The 20,765-nt window shown below is 63.9% G+C and carries 1 protein-coding gene and 2 pseudogenes; all 3 read left to right on the top strand.

Features of this window, described 5'->3' with window-relative positions:
• Positions 1–52 precede the first annotated feature (52 nt).
• Positions 53–7,716: pseudogene (locus tag AB4O25_RS02930) on the top strand (amino acid adenylation domain-containing protein); the annotation flags it as partial.
• Positions 7,717–7,851: 135 nt separating this feature from the next.
• Positions 7,852–8,691, top strand: a pseudogene (locus AB4O25_RS02935) (condensation domain-containing protein); the annotation flags it as partial.
• A 95-nt stretch (positions 8,692–8,786) separates the two neighbouring features.
• On the top strand, positions 8,787–20,756 hold the full coding sequence (locus AB4O25_RS02940) for an amino acid adenylation domain-containing protein (RefSeq protein WP_460150446.1): 11,970 nt from the start codon (positions 8,787–8,789) through the stop codon (positions 20,754–20,756).
• Positions 20,757–20,765 lie beyond the last annotated feature (9 nt).

Consider the following 20,765-nt stretch of genomic DNA (forward strand, 5'->3'; position numbering starts at 1 on the left):
GGGCTATGGCGTGCAAAAGTTAATCGAGTCGGTGGGAGCGCTTTCTGCGAAGGAAAGGAAGGCGCTGGCCGTCTTGCTCAAGCAAAAAGGAATTAACCTGTTCGGTGTTGCGCCTATCTTCAAGCGTGACGCCGACGAGCCTCTATTGCTTTCATACGCCCAGCAGCGCCAATGGTTCCTGTGGCAACTGGAACCTGACAGCGCGGCCTACAACCTGTCCAAGGCGCTGCGCCTGACGGGTAGCTTGAATCTTGACGCCTTGAATAACAGCCTGGCGGGACTGATGGCTTGCCATGAAAGCCTGCGCACCACGTTTGTCCAGGACGCAGACCGTGTGCTGCAGTGCATTGCCGCGACAGGCGGCGCATCGCTGGTGGCCGAGGCCCATGAAGCCCGATGGGCGGCCGAAGGTGAGGCCGGCTTGCAGGCCGTGGTAGAAGCCGAGATCGCCCAGCCGTTCGATCTGGCAACGGGGCCGCTGATTCGGGCTCGTCTGCTTCGGCTTGCCGAGGACCAGCATGTGCTGGTTCTGACCTTGCACCACAGCATCTGTGACGGTGCTTCCTTGCAGGTCATGGTCAATGAGTTGGTGCAGCTGTACGCAGCCTTCAGCCAGGGGCACCCGGCACAACTGCCGGCGCTGCCGGTACAATATGCCGACTATGCACTGTGGCAGCGGCATTGGATGGAGGCGGGGGAGCGCGAGCGTCAATTGGGCTACTGGCAGGCCCAGTTGGCCGGCGAGCAGCCGGTACTTGAGCTGCCCACCGACCATGCGCGCCCAGCGGTGCAGAGCTTTGCCGGCGCCTCGGTCAACGTTGAGCTGGGCGCTCAGCGCCTGGAAGCGCTCAAGCGTCTGAGCCAGCGTGAGAACGTCACCACGTTCGTGGTATTGCTTGCCTCGTTCCAACTGCTGCTGCACCGCTACAGTGGCCAGGCGGATATCCGCGTCGGTGTGCCTATCGCCAACCGCAGTCGCAGTGAAACCGAGCGGCTGATCGGCTTTTTGGTCAATACCCAAGTGCTGCGCACTGAAGTGGATAGCCGCACCAGTGTTCGCGGTCTGCTGCAACAGGTGCGCAAAACCGCATTGGATGCGCAGGCGCATCAGGACTTGCCTTTTGAGCAGTTGGTTGAGGTGCTGCAACCCGAGCGTAGCCTGAGCCGTAACCCGCTGTTCCAAGTCATGTTCAACCACCAGGCCGAAGACCGGCAGGCTACGTCCATGCAACTGCCCGATTTGCAGGTGCAGGGGCTGGAGTGGGAAAGTCACTCGGCGCAGTTTGACCTGACGCTCAATACCGTTGAGCACGGCACTGGGGTTTCGGCAGGCTTTACCTATGCCTCGGACCTGTTCGACGCCTCGACCATCGAGCGCATGGCCGGCCATTGGCTCGCACTGCTCGACGCGATGCTGGCCGCGCCAGAACAGCCGGTTGAAACGTTGTCGATGCTGGCCGCCAGCGAACGCAGCACCTTGCTCGACGGCTGGAACGCCACCGCCACCGACTTCCCATTGCAGCACACCGTGCAGCAACTGATCGAAGCCCAGGTGCGGCACACCCCGGACGCGCCGGCGCTGGCGTTCGGTGAAGAGCGCCTGAGCTATCGCCAGCTCAACGAGCGCGCCAACCGACTGGCGCATTACCTGATCGCGCAAGGCGTTGGCCCGGACGTGCTGGTGGGCGTGGCGGCCGAGCGCTCCATCGAAATGGTTGTGGCGCTGGTGGCCATCCTCAAGGCCGGCGGCGCCTACGTGCCGCTGGACCCGGACTACCCGCAGGATCGCCTGAGCTACATGTTCGAAGACAGCGGCATTCAGTTGCTGCTGACCCAGGAGGCGTTGTTGCAGCGCCTGCCGATCCCGGTGTCGATCCGCAGCGTGGCGTTGGATCAACCGGGCGACTGGCTGGCGGCTTACAACACGTCCAATCCGTGCGTGGCCCTGACCGGCGAAAACCTTGCCTACGTGATCTACACCTCCGGCTCCACCGGCAAGCCCAAGGGCGCGGGCAACCGCCACGTGGCGCTGACCAACCGCCTGTGCTGGATGCAAGGCGCCTACGGCCTGGACGCCCGCGACACGGTGGTGCAGAAAACCCCGTTCAGCTTCGACGTGTCGGTGTGGGAGTTCTTCTGGCCGCTGATGACCGGCGCGCGCCTGGTCGTGGCGGCGCCGGGTGATCACCGTGACCCGGCCAAGCTGGTCGAGTTGATCAACCGCGAACAGGTGAGCACCTTGCACTTTGTGCCGTCGATGCTGCAGGCGTTTTTGCAGGACGACGCCGTCAGCAGTTGCACCGGCCTCAAGCGCATCGTGTGCAGCGGTGAAGCGCTGGCGGTGGATATCCAGCAGCAGGTCTTCGCCAAGTTGCCGAACGCGGGGCTATACAACCTGTACGGCCCGACCGAAGCGGCCATCGACGTGACCCACTGGACCTGCATGGACGAAGGCCGTGACAGCGTGCCGATCGGCCAGCCGATTGCCAACCTGGCCACATATCCTCGACAGCAGCCTGGAGCCGCTGCCGGCGGGCGTGACCGGCGAGCTGTACCTGGCGGGCGTCGGCCTGGCGCGGGGTTACCACCAACGCCCAAGCCTGACCGCCGAACGCTTTGTCGCCAGCCCGTTCGTGGCCGGTGAGCGGCTGTACCGCACCGGCGATTTGGCGCGTTACCGAGCTGATGGGGTGATCGAATACGCCGGGCGTATCGACCACCAGGTGAAGATCCGCGGCCTGCGTATTGAACTGGGCGAAATCGAGGCCCGCCTGCTGGAGCATGCCGCCGTGCGTGAAGCGGTGGTGGTGGCTCGCGATGGCAAGCAGCTGGTGGCTTACGTCGTTTTGGAGCCGGCGGCGGACGCCGATTGGCAGGCGCAGCTGAGCGCTCACCTGCACAGCGGCTTGCCGGATTACATGGTGCCCGCGCAATGGATGGCATTGGCGCAACTGCCGCTGTCGGCCAACGGCAAGTTGGACCGCAAGGCGTTGCCGGTGCCGGACGCCAGCCTGCAACAAGCGGTCTACATCGCGCCTGAAACCGATCTTGAACAGCGCATCGCGGCGATCTGGCAAGAAGTGCTCAAGCGTGAGCAGGTGGGCGTCACTGACAATTTCTTTGCCCTGGGCGGTGACTCCATCGTGTCGATCCAGGTGGTCAGCCGTGCCCGTCAGGCCGGCATCATTCTGACGCCCAAGGATGTCTTCCAGTATCAGACCGTCCAGAGCCTGGCGCGTGTCGCCCAGGTGGGCACGGCGCGGCTGATCGATCAGCAACCGGTCACTGGCGCCACCCCGTTGCTGGCGTTCCAGCAGTGGTTCTTTGCCACGGATATTCCCGCGCGGCATCAGTGGAACCAATCGTTGTTGCTCACGTGTGCCCAGACCATCGACCCCTTGCGCCTGGAGCAGGCCTTGCAGGCGCTGCTGGCGCATCACGACGCGCTGCGTCTTACCTTCACGCCGCAGGGCCAGGCCAGCCATGCTCGCGTCGAACCCGGCCAGGCATTGCTGTGGCAAGCCCAGGCAGATGATGACGTGCAACTGCAGGCCCGTTGCAATGAGGCCCAGCAGTCGCTGAACCTGCAAGACGGCCCGCTGTTGCGCGCGCTGCTGGTGCAAATGGCCGATGGCAGCCAGCGTCTGCTGCTGGTGATCCATCATCTGGTCGTCGACGGCGTGTCCTGGCGAATCTTGCTGGAGGACCTGCAAAGTGCCTACGTACAACTGGCCTCGGTGCGCCGGGTAAAATTGGCGCCCAAAACCAGTGCCTTCAAAGCCTGGGCCGAGCAGATGACGCAACACGCCATCAGTGAGGGCGTGCAAGGGCAATTGAACTATTGGTTGCAGACACTGGGTGATGACGCGGGCGATCTGCCCTGCGACAACCACCAGGGCGGCCTGCAGAATCGTCACGCCGCTACCGTGCAGACGCGCTTGGGTGCCGACCTGACCCGGCGACTGCTGCAAGACGCTCCAGCGGCCTATCGCACACAGGTCAACGACCTGTTGCTGACTGCGCTGGCGCGGGCGCTCTGCGGCTGGACCGGTGCCGACTCCAGTGTGATCCAGCTGGAGGGCCACGGCCGCGAAGACCTCTTTGAACAGATCGACCTGAGCCGCACGGTAGGTTGGTTCACCAGCCTGTACCCAGTGCGCCTGACACCCGCCGCCGACCTTGAGCAATCGTTGAAAACCGTCAAGGAGCAATTGCGCGCCGTACCGGAAAAAGGCCTGGGCTATGGCCTGCTGCGCTACCTCGGCGGCCCGGCTGAACGGGCTGCCTTGGCTGAGCGGCCGGAGCCGCGCGTAACGTTCAACTATCTTGGGCAATTTGACGGTCAGTTTGATCAGGACGCCATGTTCGTGCCCGCCAGTGAATCCTCGGGCAGTGAACAACATGCTGATGCACCGCTGGGCAACTGGCTGACCGTCAATGGCCAGGTCTATGGCGGGGAGCTGAGTCTTGAGTGGACCTACAGCCGCGAGATGTTCCACGACGCCACGGTGCAACGGCTGGCCGATGCGTATGCCGTTGAGCTGGCCGCTCTGGTCAGCCATTGCTGCGACCTTGGACACAGCGGAGTAACCCCTTCGGACTTCCCGTTGGCCGGCCTGTCCCAGATGCAGTTGGATGCGCTGCCTTACTCGCTGCGCACGATCGAGGATATCTACCCGTTGTCGCCCATGCAGCAGGGCATGTTGTTCCACAGCCTGTATGAGCAGGAAGGAGTGGACTACATCAACCAGCTGCGCGTGGACGTGGATGACCTCGACAGCGATCGTTTCGAGGCCGCGTGGCAAGCTACCCTGGCGGCGCATGAGAGCTTGCGCAGTGCCTTCCTCTGGCAAGGCGTATTCGAACAGCCGGTGCAGGTGATCACGCGTCAGGTCCAGGTGCCGCTGGAGTTGCTCGACTGGCAGGGCCGTGACGACCTTGCCACGGCACTCGACGCCGCCGCCGAGGCCCAGCGCAACAGTGGTTTTGTACTCGATCGTGCGCCATTGCTGCGCCTGTGTCTGATCCGCACGGCTCAAGCCCGACATCATCTGATCTTCACCAATCACCACATCCTGCTCGACGGCTGGAGTAACGCGCAGCTGTTCGGCGAGGTGCTGCAACGCTATGCGGGGCTCCCCGTGGCTCAGTCGGCGGGGCGTTACCGTGACTACATCGCCTGGCTCCAGGCGCGCGATAACGCCGCCAGCGAACAATTCTGGACGGCGCAACTGGCCGCACTGGACGCGCCGACCCGGCTGGCCGACAGCGTGTCGGGAGGGGTGGCCGGCGTGACTGGGCATGGCGAACTGATACATCTGCTGGATGGCGCCGCCACTCAACGCCTCAACGCTTTTGCCAGGGAACAGGAAGGTCACCTTGAACACGCTGGTGCAAAGCGCCTGGCTACTGCTGCTGCAGCGCTATACCGGCCAGGCCACGGTCGCCTTCGGTGCGACGGTGTCGGGCCGACCGTCGGCCTTGCAGGGGATCGAACAGCAAATCGGTTTGTTCATCAATACGTTGCCGGTGATTGCCGGCAGCCAGGCGCAGCAGACCGTGGCTCAATGGCTGCAAACGGTTCAGGCACTGAACTCTGAGCCTGCGTGAGCACGAGCACACGCCGCTGTTTGATATCCAGCGCTGGGCCGGGCAGGGCGGTGAAGCCTTGTTCGACAGCATTCTGGTGTTTGAAAACTACCCCTTGTCGCAAGCCTTGCAACAAGGGCAAGGCAGCGGCCCACGCTTCGGTGAAGTGTCGACGCTGGAGCAAACCAGTTACCCGCTGACAGTGGGCATCAACCTCGGCGAGACGTTGTCGCTGCACTACGGCTACGCCTTGCACAGTTTCTGTGAACCGGTGATTGCCCGCCTGAATGCGCAGTTGCTGCACCTGCTTGAGCAGTTCAGCCAATCGCCTCAGCGGCCGACCGGTGCACTGGACCTGCTGACCGCCGACGAATGGGCGCAGCTGCGTGCCGGCAATAGCCCTCAGCCATACGCCGTGCAGCCTTATGTGCATGAGCGCATCGCCATGCAGGCGCCTGGCAGCGTTGCGCTGATTGTCGACGGCCAACCGGTCACCTACGCGCAATTGGACCGCCGCGCCAACCGCCTGGCTCATGCGCTGATTGCCGAAGGGGTCGGCCCGGAAGTTCGCGTTGCCGTGGCCATGCCGCGTGGCGAGCAACTGATGGTGGCACTGCTTGCTGTGCTCAAGGCGGGCGGCGCCTATGTGCCGCTGGATGCGAGCTATCCGCAGGAGCGTTTGGCCTACTTGATGCAGGACTCCGGTGTCGCCTTGTTGTTGACGGACTCGCGCCTGGCTGAGCGATTGCCGAAGATTCCAGGCTTGCACACGCTTGAGCTGGATCGCCTGGACCTGCGCGACGGGCCCGAAACCGCGCCGCAGCTCGACCTGCACCCGGATAACCTGGCCTACGTCATCTACACCTCGGGCTCCACGGGGCAGCCCAAGGGGGTCAGCGTCGCCCACGGCCCGTTGTCCATGCACTGCCAGGCGATCGGCGAACGGTACGCCATGACTGCAACGGACTGCGAATTGCACTTCATGTCGTTTGCCTTCGACGGCGCGCATGAGCGTTGGCTGACCACACTGACCCACGGCGGTCGTCTGCTGATGCGTGACGACAGCCTGTGGACGCCGGAGCAGACCTACGCCGCCATGCACGAGTACGGGGTGACCGTCGCCGCATTCCCGCCGGTGTACCTGCAACAATTGGCCGAGCACGCCGAACGCGATGGCAACCCGCCGCCCGTGCGCATCTACTGTTTCGGCGGCGACGCGGTACCCCAGGCCAGCTTCGAACTGGCCCGGCGCGCTTTGCGTCCCGAACACATCATTAATGGTTACGGGCCTACCGAAACGGTGGTCACGCCGCTGATCTGGAAAGCCGGCCCCGACCTTGAATGTGGCGCGGCGTACGCGCCGATCGGCAGCCGCATAGGTGACCGCAGCACGTACGTGCTGGACGATCAGCTCAACCCATTGTCCCAAGGGCTCAGTGGCGAGTTGTACCTGGGCGGCACGGGCCTGGCGCGCGGCTATCTCAATCGGCCGGCGATGACCGCCGAACGCTTTGTGCCGGATCCTTTCGGTGTTCCCGGTGCGCGGCTGTATCGTTCCGGCGACCTCGTGCGCCAGCGGGAAGACGGCACCACCGATTACATCGGGCGCATTGACAACCAAGTGAAAATCCGTGGTTTCAGGGTTGAACTCGGCGAAATCGAAGCACGCCTGCAGGGGCAGCCTCACGTGCGTGAGGCGGTGGTGGTCGCCCAGCCAGGCTTGAGCGGGCAGCAACTGATTGCCTACGTGGTGCCGGCCGATGCGGCGCAACTGCAGGATGCTCGCCTGCCAGGCTTGATCAAGATGCAGCTCAAGGAGGTGCTGCCCGGCTATATGGTGCCGGCGCATGTGCTCGTGCTCAGCGCCTTTCCCTTGACCCCCAATGGCAAACTCGATCGCAAGGCATTGCCCAAGCCGCAGGCCGGTGTGTCTGCGCTCGACTATGAGGCCCGCGCAGCGAGCTTGAACAACGAATTGCCACCCTCTGGGAGGAAGTGCTGCGCTTGGACCAGGTGAGGCTGAACGACAACTTCTTCGAGTTGGGCGGTGACTCGATCATCTCTATTCAAGTCGTCAGCCGCGCCCGCGTGGCCGGTATTCATTTCACGCCCAAGGACCTGTTCCAGCACCAGACGGTGCAAAGCCTTGCGGCGGTGGCTCGCACCGACGGCAAGCGGGTTGTGATCGATCAAGCGCCGGTCAGTGGTGACGCGCCGCTGTTGCCGGTCCAACAGGTGTTTTTCGACCAGGCTGTTCCCGAGCGCGATCACTGGAACCAGTCAGTGTTGCTCAAGCCTTACGCACCGTTGGACGCGGCTTACCTGGAGCAGGCCTTGCAGGCGTTGGTGGTGCAGCACGACGCATTGCGCATGGCGTTCACCTCGCAAGCGGCTGCCCGGTACCTGCTGCCGACTCAGTTACAGGCCGCGCCGCTGCTGTGGCAAGCCCAGGTCGCAGATGCCGAAGCCTTGCTGGACCTGTGTGAGCAGGCCCAGCGCTCGTTGGACCTGGCGCGTGGGAGCGTGGCCCGTGCGGTGCTGGCGACGCTTGCCGACGGCTCCCAGCGACTGTTGCTGGTGATCCACCACTTGGTGGTGGACGGTGTCTCCTGGCGTATTTTGCTTGAAGACTTGCAGAGCGTTTACCGGCAGTTGGTCGCCGGCGGCACGGCGCAACTGCCAGCCAAGACCAGCGCGTTCAAAACCTGGGCCGAGCGCTTGCAGGCGCATGCCAGTGGCCCTGCCTTGCTGGCCGAGCTGCCGTTCTGGCAGGCGCAGCTGGACGGTGCCCCTGCACATTTACCGCGTCAGCGTGCCGATGGCAGCCTGCAAAGCCGTTACGCCCACACCGTAGAAAGTCGCCTGGACAGCCTGCAGACGCGACAGCTGTTGCAAGTGGCGCCCGCGGCCTACCGGACTCAGGTCAACGACATGCTGTTGACGGCGCTTGCGCGAGTGATTTGCCGCTGGACGGGGCAGGCTTCCACGCTGGTTCAAATGGAGGGTCATGGCCGTGAAGAGGTATTTGACGACCTGGACCTGACACGTACCGTGGGTTGGTTCACCAGCCTGTTCCCGGTCAAGCTTTCGCCGGCCTCGACCCTGGCTGATTCGATCAAAGGCATCAAGGAGCAACTGCGCGCGATTCCCCAAAAGGGATTGGGTTCGGCGCGCTTCGTTACCTGGGCGACGAAGAGGTGCAGCAGGCCTTGCGGGCATTGCCGACACCGCGCATCACCTTCAACTACCTGGGCCAGTTCGATGGCAGCTTCGACGAGGCCGAGGGCGCGCTGTTTGCGCCATCCGGCGAACAGGCGGGCGCCGAACACAGCCTGGAGGCTCCACTGGGCAACTGGCTGACGCTCAATGGCCAGGTGTACGCCGGGGAACTGAGTGTGGACTGGCGCTTCAGTTCGCAGATGTTTGATCCCGCGTGCATTCAACGCCTGGCCATTGATTTCCAGGAGGAACTTGTTGGCCTGATCGAACACTGCGCCCACCACCAAGGGGTGACGCCATCGGACTTCCCGCTGGCACGCTTGAACCAGGCTCAGTTGGATGCGCTGCCGATCGCGGTGGCGCGTATCGAGGACGTCTACCCACTGTCGCCGATGCAGCAGGGCATGCTGTTCCATACGTTGTATGAGCCCGATAGCGTGGACTACATCAATCAGATGCGTCTGGATGTCGACGGCCTTGATCCGCAGCGTTTGCGCCAGGCCTGGCAGGCGGCGCTGGATGCGCATGACAGCCTGCGCAGCGGTTTCGTCTGGCAGGGCGAGCTGGAGCAGCCGGTTCAGGTGGTATTCAAGCAGGTCGATCTGCCTTACGCACTGCACGATTGGCAAGGCCGCCAGACGCTGCAAAGCGACCTCAATGAACTGGCCGCGAGCCAGCGCGAGCAGGGGTTTGAACTCACGCAGGCGCCGTTGCTCAACCTGCAATTGGTACGTACGGGCACTGCACGGCACCACTTGATCTTCACCAGCCATCACCTGCTGATGGACGGCTGGAGCAGCTCCCAGTTGCTCGGCGAAGTGTTGCAACGCTACAGCGGCCAGGCGCCTGCAGGCGCACCTGGGCGCTACCGCGATTACATCGGCTGGCTGCAAGCCCAGGACGCTGATGTCAGCCAAGGGTATTGGCGCGAACAACTGGTCTTGCTTGATGAGCCCACGCGCCTGGCGCAGGCGCTGGCTTACAACCCGCACGCGGGTGTATCCGCCAGCGGTTATGGCGATCACTTCCTGACCCTGGATCGCGCGCAAACCCGGCACCTCGGTGATTTCGCGCGGGCCAGCAAGGTCACGCTCAATACGTTGGTGCAAGCGGCGTGGCTGCTGCTGTTGCAGCGCTACAGTGGCCAGGCGTCGGTAGCCTTCGGCGCGACGGTGTCGGGGCGCCCGGCACAACTCAAAGGCGTCGAGCAGCAAATCGGCCTGTTTATCAACACATTGCCGGTCATTGCTCGCCCATCCGCTGAGCAAAGTGTTGCGCAATGGCTGCAAGGGGTGCAGGCACAGAACAGTGCGTTGCGTGAGCATGAACACACGCCGCTGTTTGATATCCAGCGCTGGGCCGGGCAGGGCGGTGAAGCCTTGTTCGACAACATCCTGGTGTTCGAAAACTACCCGGTCTCCGAAGCGTTGCAGCACAGCGAGCCTGCCGAGCTGAGCTTTGGTGCGGTACACAGCCATGAACGCACCAACTACCCGCTGACGTTGCTGGTTAACGTGGGCGAGCAACTGGCATTCCAGTTCAGCTACATGGAATCGAAGTTCAATGCTTGCGCCGTTGCCGGGTTGGCGGCTTGCCTGGAGATGCTGTTGGCCCGGCTTGCCGAGTCTGCCGAGCGTGCCTTGGGTGAGGTCGATATGCTGCCGGCCAGCGAACGCAGCACCTTGCTCGACGGCTGGAACGCCACCGCCACCGACTTCCCATTGCAGCACACCGTGCAGCAACTGATCGAAGCCCAGGTGCGGCACACCCCGGACGCGCCGGCGCTGGCGTTCGGTGAAGAGCGCCTGAGCTATCGCCAGCTCAACGAGCGCGCCAACCAACTGGCGCATTACCTGATCGCGCAAGGCGTTGGCCCGGACGTGCTGGTGGGCGTGGCGGCCGAGCGCTCCATTGAAATGGTCGTGGCGCTGGTGGCCATCCTCAAGGCCGGCGGCGCCTACGTGCCGCTGGACCCGGACTACCCGCAGGATCGCCTGAGCTACATGTTCGAAGACAGCGGCATTCAGTTGCTGCTGACCCAGGAGGCGTTGTTGCAGCGCCTGCCGATCCCGGTGTCGATCCGCAGCGTGGCGTTGGATCAACCGGGCGACTGGCTGGCGGCTTACAACACGTCCAATCCGTGCGTGGCCCTGACCGGCGAAAACCTCGCCTACGTGATCTACACCTCTGGCTCCACCGGCAAGCCCAAGGGCGCGGGCAACCGCCACGTGGCGCTGACCAACCGCCTGTGCTGGATGCAAGGCGCCTACGGCCTGGACGCCAGCGACACGGTGGTGCAGAAAACCCCGTTCAGCTTCGACGTGTCGGTGTGGGAGTTCTTCTGGCCGCTGATGACCGGCGCGCGCCTGGTCGTGGCGGCGCCGGGTGATCACCGTGACCCGGCCAAGCTGGTCGAGTTGATCAACCGCGAACAGGTCAGCACTTTGCACTTTGTGCCGTCGATGTTGCAGGCGTTTTTGCAGGACGACGCCGTCAGCAGCTGCACCGGCCTCAAGCGCATCGTGTGCAGCGGTGAAGCGCTGGCGGTGGATATCCAGCAGCAGGTCTTCGCCAAGTTGCCGAACGCGGGGCTATACAACCTGTACGGCCCGACCGAAGCGGCCATCGACGTGACCCACTGGACCTGCATGGACGAAGGCCGTGACAGCGTGCCGATCGGCCAGCCGATTGCCAACCTGGCCACATATATCCTCGACAGCAGCCTGGAGCCGCTGCCGGCGGGCGTGACCGGCGAGCTGTACCTGGCGGGCGTCGGCCTGGCGCGGGGTTACCACCAGCGCCCAAGCCTGACCGCCGAACGTTTTGTCGCCAGCCCGTTCGTGGCCGGTGAGCGGCTGTACCGCACCGGCGATTTGGCGCGTTACCGCGCTGATGGGGTGATCGAATACGCCGGGCGCATCGACCACCAGGTGAAGATCCGCGGCCTGCGTATTGAACTGGGCGAAATCGAGGCCCGCCTGCTGGAGCATGCCGCCGTGCGTGAAGCGGTGGTGGTGGCTCGCGATGGCAAGCAGCTGGTGGGTTATGTGGTGCCCACCGAGGCCGGTTTTGGCGGCGTTGATCATGCGGTGCAACTCAAAGCCCACTTGCTGCGAACACTGCCCGAGTACATGGTGCCGGCGTCGATCCTGTTGCTGGCCCAGATGCCGTTGAGCCCCAATGGCAAGCTGGCGCGCAACCTGTTGCCGGCCCCCGAAACGGCCCAGGCACAGGCGTATGTGGCACCGGTGAATGCGGTCGAGGTGACGCTGGCGGGTATCTGGCAAACGGTGCTGGGCCTTGAGCAAGTGGGCGTCACCGACAACTTCTTCGCCCTGGGCGGCGATTCCATTGTGTCGATCCAGGTGGTCAGCCGGGCGCGTCAGGCCGGTATTCGTTTCACGCCCAAAGACCTGTTCCAGCATCAGACGGTACAAAGCCTGGCGTTAGTGGCCAAGACCGGTGCCGAAGCGCTGGTAATTGATCAATCCCCGCTGACGGGCGCGGCAGTGTTGTTGCCCATGCAGCAGCACTTTTTTGAAGAAGTGAGTACCGAGCGTCATCACTGGAACCAATCGGTATTGCTCAAGCCACGCCATGCCCTCGACGCAGCGAGCCTTGCGCGCGCACTGGACGCGGTCTGCACCCATCATGACGCGTTGCGCCTGCGGTTTACCGAGCAGGAGGGCGCCTGGACGGCCCACTTCAGCGACGTGCAAGCGCAGTATTCGCTGCTGTCGCAGGTCAACCTTGACCGGCCGCAAGACCTTGCCGCAGCAGGCCTTGAAGCCCAACGCAGCCTGAACCTGCAAGACGGGCCATTGCTACGTGCCTTGCTGGCGACGCTGGCGGACGGCAGCCAGCGCCTGTTGCTGATCATTCATCACTTGGTCGTCGACGGCGTGTCCTGGCGTGTATTGCTGGAGGATCTGCAAAGCGCCTACGCACAGGTTCCGTCCGCCCAGGCCATACGCCTGCCGGCCAAGACCAGTGCGGTCCAGCAATGGGCCACGCGTTTGCAGGGCTATGCCCGCAGCACCGGCGTGCAAGCCGAGTTGCCGTTCTGGCAGGCCCAGTTGCACGGCACCGCGCAGTTGCCGTGCGACTTCCAGGGCGGCGAGCGCTTGAATCGGCATGCGGTGACGATCCAGACGCAATTGGATGTGACCACCACACGGCAATTACTGCAACAGGCGCCGGCCGCTTACCGTACCCAGGTCAACGACCTGCTATTGACGGCCCTGGCACGCGTGATCGCTCGCTGGACGGGTGATCACGCCACGGGCATCGCCCTCGAAGGGCATGGCCGTGAAGAGGTGTTCGACGACTTGGACCTGACCCGCACCGTGGGTTGGTTCACCAGCCTGTTCCCGGTGCGCTTGCAGGTGGCGGACGACCTCGGCGCGTCGATCAAGGCGGTCAAGGAGCAATTGCGCGCTATCCCGCACAAAGGCCTCGGTTTTGGTGCGTTGCGCTACCTCGGTGACGAAGCGAGCCAGGCCGCGCTGCGTGGCCTGCCGATGCCGCGCATCACGTTCAATTACCTGGGGCAGTTCGATAACCAGTTCGATGACCAGGCCTTGTTCGTGCCGGCGGGCGAGTCGGCCGGTGCCGAGCAAAGCCTGGACGCCGAGCTGGCCAACTGGTTGACGCTCAACAGCCAGGTGTATGGCGGCGAGTTGAGCCTGAGCTGGACCTTCAGCCACAGGATGTTTGCACCGCAGACCATTCAGGCCCTGGCGGACGACTATGTGCGCGAACTGAGTGCACTGGTCGCCCATTGTTGTGATGACGCCCACAGCGCGGTCACACCGTCGGATTTCCCGCTGGCGCACCTCACCCAGGCACAACTGGACAGCTTGCCATGGGCGGCCCGCGCGGTTGCCGATATCTACCCGTTGTCGCCGATGCAGCACGGTATGTTGTTCCACAGCCTGTACGAGCAGGAAAGCGGCGCGTATATCAACCAGTTGCGTGTCGATGTCGACGGTTTGCAGGTCGAGCGTTTCCGCGCGGCCTGGCAGGCGGCGATTGATGAACATGACATCCTGCGCAGTGGCTTCCTCTGGCAGGGCGCGTTCGAGCGGCCGGTGCAAGTGGTGCACAAGCACGTGGTGGTGCCGTTGAGTCTTCATGACTGGCAACAGCACAGCGCGCTTGCAACGGCGCTGGATGACCTCGCCGAGCAAGAGCGCGTTCAGCCGTTCGATCTGCAACAGCCCGCACTGTTGCGCCTGACCGTGGTACGTACGGCGACCGATCGTTATCACCTGATCTACACCAATCACCACATCCTGCTGGACGGCTGGAGCAATGCGCAGTTGTTCGGTGAGGTGCTGCAACGCTACAGCGGTGCGCCGGTGGCGCCGCTTGCCGGGCGCTATCACGACTACATCGCCTGGCTGCAACGCCAGGATCGGGCTGTCAGTGAAGCGTTCTGGAAGCAGCAGTTGGCCCAGTTGAGTGAACCGACGCGCCTGGCCCATAGCATCAGCCAGGGTAGCGAGGCGCTTGCCGGCGGGCACGCCGAGCATGTGCGTGTGTTGGATCGCGGTTTTACCCAGCGCCTGGGCGAGTTCGCCCGTCAGCAGAAAGTTACCCTCAACACCCTGGTGCAGAGCGCGTGGCTGTTGCTGTTGCAACGCTACACCGGCCACGACACGGTTGCCTTCGGCGCGACAGTGTCGGGGCGCCCGGCTGAACTGGTTGGGGTTGAACAGCAGATAGGCCTGTTCATCAACACCTTGCCGGTGGTGGCCCGCCCACAACCGGAACAGCGACTGACCGATTGGCTGGCGCAATTGCAAGGCCAGAACGTTGCCCTGCGCGAGCAGGAGCACACGCCGCTGTTCGATATCCAGCGCTGGGCCGGGCAGGGCGGTGAAGCCTTGTTCGACAACATCCTGGTGTTCGAAAACTACCCGGTCTCCGCCGCATTGGAGCAAGGCGCAAGCGGTGGCCTGGGCTTCGGCACCGTGACCAACCACGAGCAGACCAACTACCCGTTGACGGTGCTGGTCAACCTCGGCGAGACCTTGTCATTGCACTTGAGCTATGACTTGGGCAGTTTCCGCACGGCCGCTATCGAGCAGATCGCCGAAGGCCTGTTGAACCTGTTGGGCTGCCTGGAGGGCGAGACGCTGCTGGGGGATATCGACCTGCTGCCGGCCAGCGAACGCAGCACCTTGCTCGACGGCTGGAACGCCACCGCCACCGACTTCCCATTGCAGCACACCGTGCAGCAACTGATCGAAGCCCAGGTGCGGCACACCCCGGACGCGCCGGCGCTGGCGTTCGGTGAAGAGCGCCTGAGCTATCGCCAGCTCAACGAGCGCGCCAACCGACTGGCGCATTACCTGATCGCGCAAGGCGTTGGCCCGGACGTGCTGGTGGGCGTGGCGGCCGAGCGCTCCATCGAAATGGTTGTGGCGCTGGTGGCCATCCTCAAGGCCGGCGGCGCCTACGTGCCGCTGGACCCGGACTACCCGCAGGATCGCCTGAGCTACATGTTCGAAGACAGCGGCATTCAGTTGCTGCTGACCCAGGAGGCGTTGTTGCAGCGCCTGCCGATCCCGGTGTCGATCCGCAGCGTGGCGTTGGATCAACCGGGCGACTGGCTGGCGGCTTACAACACGTCCAATCCGTGCGTGGCCCTGACCGGCGAAAACCTCGCCTACGTGATCTACACCTCTGGCTCCACCGGCAAGCCCAAGGGCGCGGGCAACCGCCACGTGGCGCTGACCAACCGCCTGTGCTGGATGCAAGGCGCCTACGGCCTGGACGCCAGCGACACGGTGGTGCAGAAAACCCCGTTCAGCTTCGACGTGTCGGTGTGGGAGTTCTTCTGGCCGCTGATGACCGGCGCGCGCCTGGTCGTGGCGGCGCCGGGTGATCACCGTGACCCGGCCAAGCTGGTCGAGTTGATCAACCGCGAACAGGTCAGCACTTTGCACTTTGTGCCGTCGATGTTGCAGGCGTTTTTGCAGGACGACGCCGTCAGCAGCTGCACCGGCCTCAAGCGCATCGTGTGCAGCGGTGAAGCGCTGGCGGTGGATATCCAGCAGCAGGTCTTCGCCAAGTTGCCGAACGCGGGGCTATACAACCTGTACGGCCCGACCGAAGCGGCCATCGACGTGACCCACTGGACCTGCATGGACGAAGGCCGTGACAGCGTGCCGATCGGCCAGCCGATTGCCAACCTGGCCACATATATCCTCGACAGCAGCCTGGAGCCGCTGCCGGCGGGCGTGACCGGCGAGCTGTACCTGGCGGGCGTCGGCCTGGCGCGGGGTTACCACCAACGCCCAAGCCTGACCGCCGAACGCTTTGTCGCCAGCCCGTTCGTGGCCGGTGAGCGGCTGTACCGCACCGGCGATTTGGCGCGTTACCGCGCTGATGGGGTGATCGAATACGCCGGGCGTATCGACCACCAGGTGAAGATCCGCGGCCTGCGTATTGAACTGGGCGAAATCGAGGCCCGCCTGCTGGAGCATGCCGCCGTGCGTGAAGCGGTGGTGGTGGCTCGCGATGGCAAGCAACTGGTGGCTTACGTCGTTTTGGAGCCGGCGGCGAACGCTGATTGGCAGGCGCAGCTGAGCGCTCACCTGCACAGCGGCTTGCCGGATTACATGGTGCCCGCGCAATGGATGGCATTGGCGCAACTGCCGCTGTCGGCCAACGGCAAGTTGGACCGCAAGGCGTTGCCGGTGCCCGAGCAGGTGCAAGAGGCGTATGTGGCGCCGCAATCAGCGGTCGAAACAGCCCTGGTGGGTATCTGGCAAGCGGTGCTGGGCCTGGAGCAAGTGGGTGTCACCGACAACTTCTTCGCCTTGGGCGGTGACTCCATCGTGTCGATCCAAGTGGTGAGCCGCGCCCGCGAGTTGGGTTTGGGCCTGAGCCCCAAAGACCTGTTCCAGTTCCCCACCGTGCGCACGTTGGCACTGCGTGTGGTCACTCTGGATGATCGCGACGCGCAATTCATGGCCACTCCAGGCCAAGTGCTGCACGGCCTCAGCGCCGAGCAGCTAGAGGACTTGCCGATCCCGCACGCCCGGGTGCAAAGCCTCTATCCGTTATCGCCGATGCAACAAGGCATGCTGTTCCTGGGCCTGAACGCCCCGGATGCCGAGCTGTATGTGAACCAGTTGTGCCTGCCGGTCACCGGCTTGCAGGTGGAACGGTTCAAGCAGGCGTGGGCGGTGGCGTTCGCGCGTCATCCGATCCTGCGCACAGGCTTCGTCTGGCAAGACCTGGAGCAACCGCTGCAGTTTGTCATGGACCATCTGGAAGTACCGCTGCGCGAACTCGACTGGCGCGGTTGCGCCGACATTGAGCAGCGCGTGCAAGCGTTGGCCGACAGCGAGCGCATGCAGGGGTTTGACCTGGACCAGCCGCCGCTGCAACGGATCATCCTGGTGCGCCTGGACGACAACAGCCATCAACTGGTGTGGACTTACCACCACATCCTGATCGACGGCTGGAGCATTTCGCAGTTGATCGGCGAGGTCTTGGCCCAATACTCCGGGCAGGCGCTGGCACCGGCCTTGCCGTACGAGCATTACATTGGCTGGCTGCAACGCCAGGATGCCAGGGCCGGCGAACAGTTCTGGCGCCGACAACTGGCCGTACTGGACCAGCCGACCTACCTGGCCGATACCGTCAACGCGGTGCCCGAGGGCAAGGGCCACAAGGCGTTGTACAGCCGCTTCGACGCGGCCGCGACCGATGCGCTCAAACGCTTCGTCCAAAGCCAGCAGGTCACGCTGAACACATTGGTGCAAGCCGCCTGGTTGCTGCTGCTCAGTCGCTACAGCGGTCAGCGCAGTGTCACGTTTGGCGCCACCGTGTCGGGGCGTGCGGCAAGCCTGCCGGGTTCGGAACGTATCCTGGGCCTGTTCATAAACACCTTGCCGGTGATCCAGGAGATCGCGCCCCAGCAAACCGTGGGTGATTGGCTGCGGCAGTTGCAGGCCTATAACCTGGATATGCGCGAGCGCGAATACACGCCTCTGGCGGATATCCAGCGCTGGGCAGGCAAGGCCGGACAGGCGCTGTTCGACAGCATTATCGTGTTCGAGAACCAACCGATCGACCAGGCCCTGCGCGAATGGCAGGACGGCAGCCTGGCGTTCGGCGACGCCGCCAGCGCCGGCCTTACCGACTTCCCGATGGACCTGATGGTGACCCTCGAAGACGGCCTGGTGATCGAATACATGTACTTGCGCGAACACTTCAACGACGCCGCAGTGGAAGGCATTCGCGCCAATATGGAAGGCCTGCTCCTGCGTCTGGCCGAGGATGCCGGGCAAGCCCTGGGCGCCATCGGTCTGCCGCTGGCCACTGCGTCCGGGGCCGGCGTAGCGCCAGCGGCACGCACAGCGGAATGGGTGCATGAGCGCATCGCTCAGTGGGCGACCCTTCAGGGTGATGCCGGCGCAGTGTTGTTTGCCGAGCGGCGCTTGTCCTTCAGCGAGTTGGACCAGCGAGCCAACCGCCTGGCCCAGGCATTGATCGTCGAAGGTGTCGGCCCGGATGTACGGGTCGGCGTGGCCTTGCCGCGCAGCGAGGGCATGATCATCGCGCTGTTGGCGGTGCTCAAGGCCGGTGGCGCTTATGTACCGCTGGACGCCAGCTACCCCAGCGAACGCCTGGCCTACATGATGCAGGACTCCGGTATTGCACTGTTGTTGACCGAGCAGGCCCTGGCTGCGCAGTTGCCGATACCGGCCAGTGTGCATGTTCTGGCGCTTGATCAGCTGGTGCTTGACGCCTTCCCGGCCATCGCCCCCAAGCTGAGCATTCACGCCGAAAACCTCGCCTATGTGATCTACACCTCAGGTTCCACCGGGCTGCCCAAAGGCGTGGCGGTCAGTCATGGCCCGCTGGCGATGCATTGCCAGGCCATTGGTGAGCGCTATGAGATGAGCCCGGCCGATTGCGAGTTGCACTTCATGTCGTTCGCCTTTGACGGCGCCCACGAGCGTTGGTTGACCACCCTGACGCACGGTGGCCGCTTGTTGATCCGCGATGACAGCCTGTGGACCCCCGAGCAGACCTATGCCGCCATGCACGCCCATGGCGTCACGGTGGCGGCGTTCCCGCCGGTGTACCTGCAACAGTTGGCCGAGCACGCCGAGCGCGACGGCAACCCTCCGCCCGTGCGCATCTATTGCTTTGGCGGGGATGCGGTGGCGCAGGCCAGTTTCGAGTTGGCCCAACGCGCCTTGCGTGCGCAGTTCATCATCAACGGCTATGGCCCGACGGAAACAGTCGTGACGCCGCTGATCTGGAAAGCCGGCCCCGACGCGGTTTGCGGTGCGCCCTATGCACCTATCGGCAGCCGCGTCGGTAACCGCAGTGCCCAGGTATTGGATATGGACCTCAACCCGCTGCCCAATGGCTTGGCCGGCGAGTTGTACCTGGGGGGTGAAGGGCTGGCGCGTGGCTACCTGAACCGGCCGGCAATGACCGCCGAACGGTTTGTGCCTGACCCTTCGCGGCGTGATGGCGCACGCATGTACCGCTCGGGTGACCTGGTGCGGCTGCGTGCGGACGGCACCGCTGACTACCTGGGGCGAATTGATCAGCAGGTGAAAATCCGTGGGTTCCGGATCGAGCTGGGTGAAATCGAGGCGCGCCTCAAAGACAGTGCCCAAGTGCGTGACGCCGTGGTAATCGCCCGCGATACCGGCAGCGGCAAACAGCTGCTGGGGTATGTCATCGCCGCTGACGGCAGCGCCGACGAAGGTCTGGTACAGCGCCTGCGCGAGCAACTGCAAGGCAGTCTGCCGGATTACATGGTGCCCACCCATTTGATCCGTCTGGAACAGTTGCCATTGACGCCAAACGGCAAGCTGGACCGCAAGGCGCTGCCGGAGCCATCCGCCAGTGTGGCGACGGCGGGCTATGTGGCACCGGTGAGCGAGGTGCAGAAGGCGCTGGCGGCTATCTGGCAGACCTTGCTAAAGGTTGAGCGTGTTGGGTTGGACGACAACTTCTTCGAACTGGGCGGTGATTCGATCCTCAGCCTGCAGTTGGTCGCACGTTGCCGGACGCTCAAGGGCCAGGGTTTTAGCCTCAAGCTGCGCGACCTGATGCAAAAACCGACGATTGGTGAACTCACCACCGAGGCTGCGGCCACTGAACAGCGTTCCCCGTTATTGGCACTCAGCCCGGCAGTGGCGGGGCGTGCGCCCCTGTTCTGCGTGCATGCCGGCTTTGGCACCGTGTTCGACTATGAACCGCTGGCTCGCGCGTTGGGCGCTGAACGGCAAGTGATCGCCCTCCAGTCGCGGATGTTGCTCGACCCGCTGTGGAAGGATCAATCGCTGCAGGACATGGCCCGCGACTATGTCGGCTATTTGCGCCAACAGCAGCCCCAAGGGCCTTACCACTTGGTGGGTTGGTCGTTGGGGGGCACGCTGGCGGCGTTGATGGTGGCGGAGTTGCAACGCCAGGGGCAGACGGTGGCGCTGCTCGGCTTGCTGGACACTTACGTGCCCGGTGAACCGGCAGCCCAGGCGGATGACTGGCAGGCCGACCTGCGCGAATTTGTCGACGTGACGCGGCATAGCCTGGCACCGCACCTGCAACCGTCCGGCGCGGAAACGCCCGACAACCTGCGCCAGCTGTTTACCGAAGCCTTGACCTGTGAAGGGGGCGATGCACACCGTCCAGGCTTCGGTGCCGAGGAACTGGCCCAGGTGTTCATGGTGGCACGTCACCTCAAGCGCCTCTCGTTGCAACTGGCGGCGTGTGAACACCTGCCGGTGCAACCTGAATGCTGGTGGACCGAGGGTCGTGCCGACGAGGCCGCGCGCCTGGCCGCGCAACTGGGGCAGGCCACCACCGGGCATGTGCTTGGCTGTGGTCACTTCGATGTGCCGCGCGCCGAGTCGGTGTTGCAGGGGCTGGTCAATGCGCTGGCACAGCCTGCCGCGGTCATCTGAACATTATTG

The sequence above is a fragment of the Pseudomonas sp. S3_A03 genome (genome assembly GCF_054668275.1).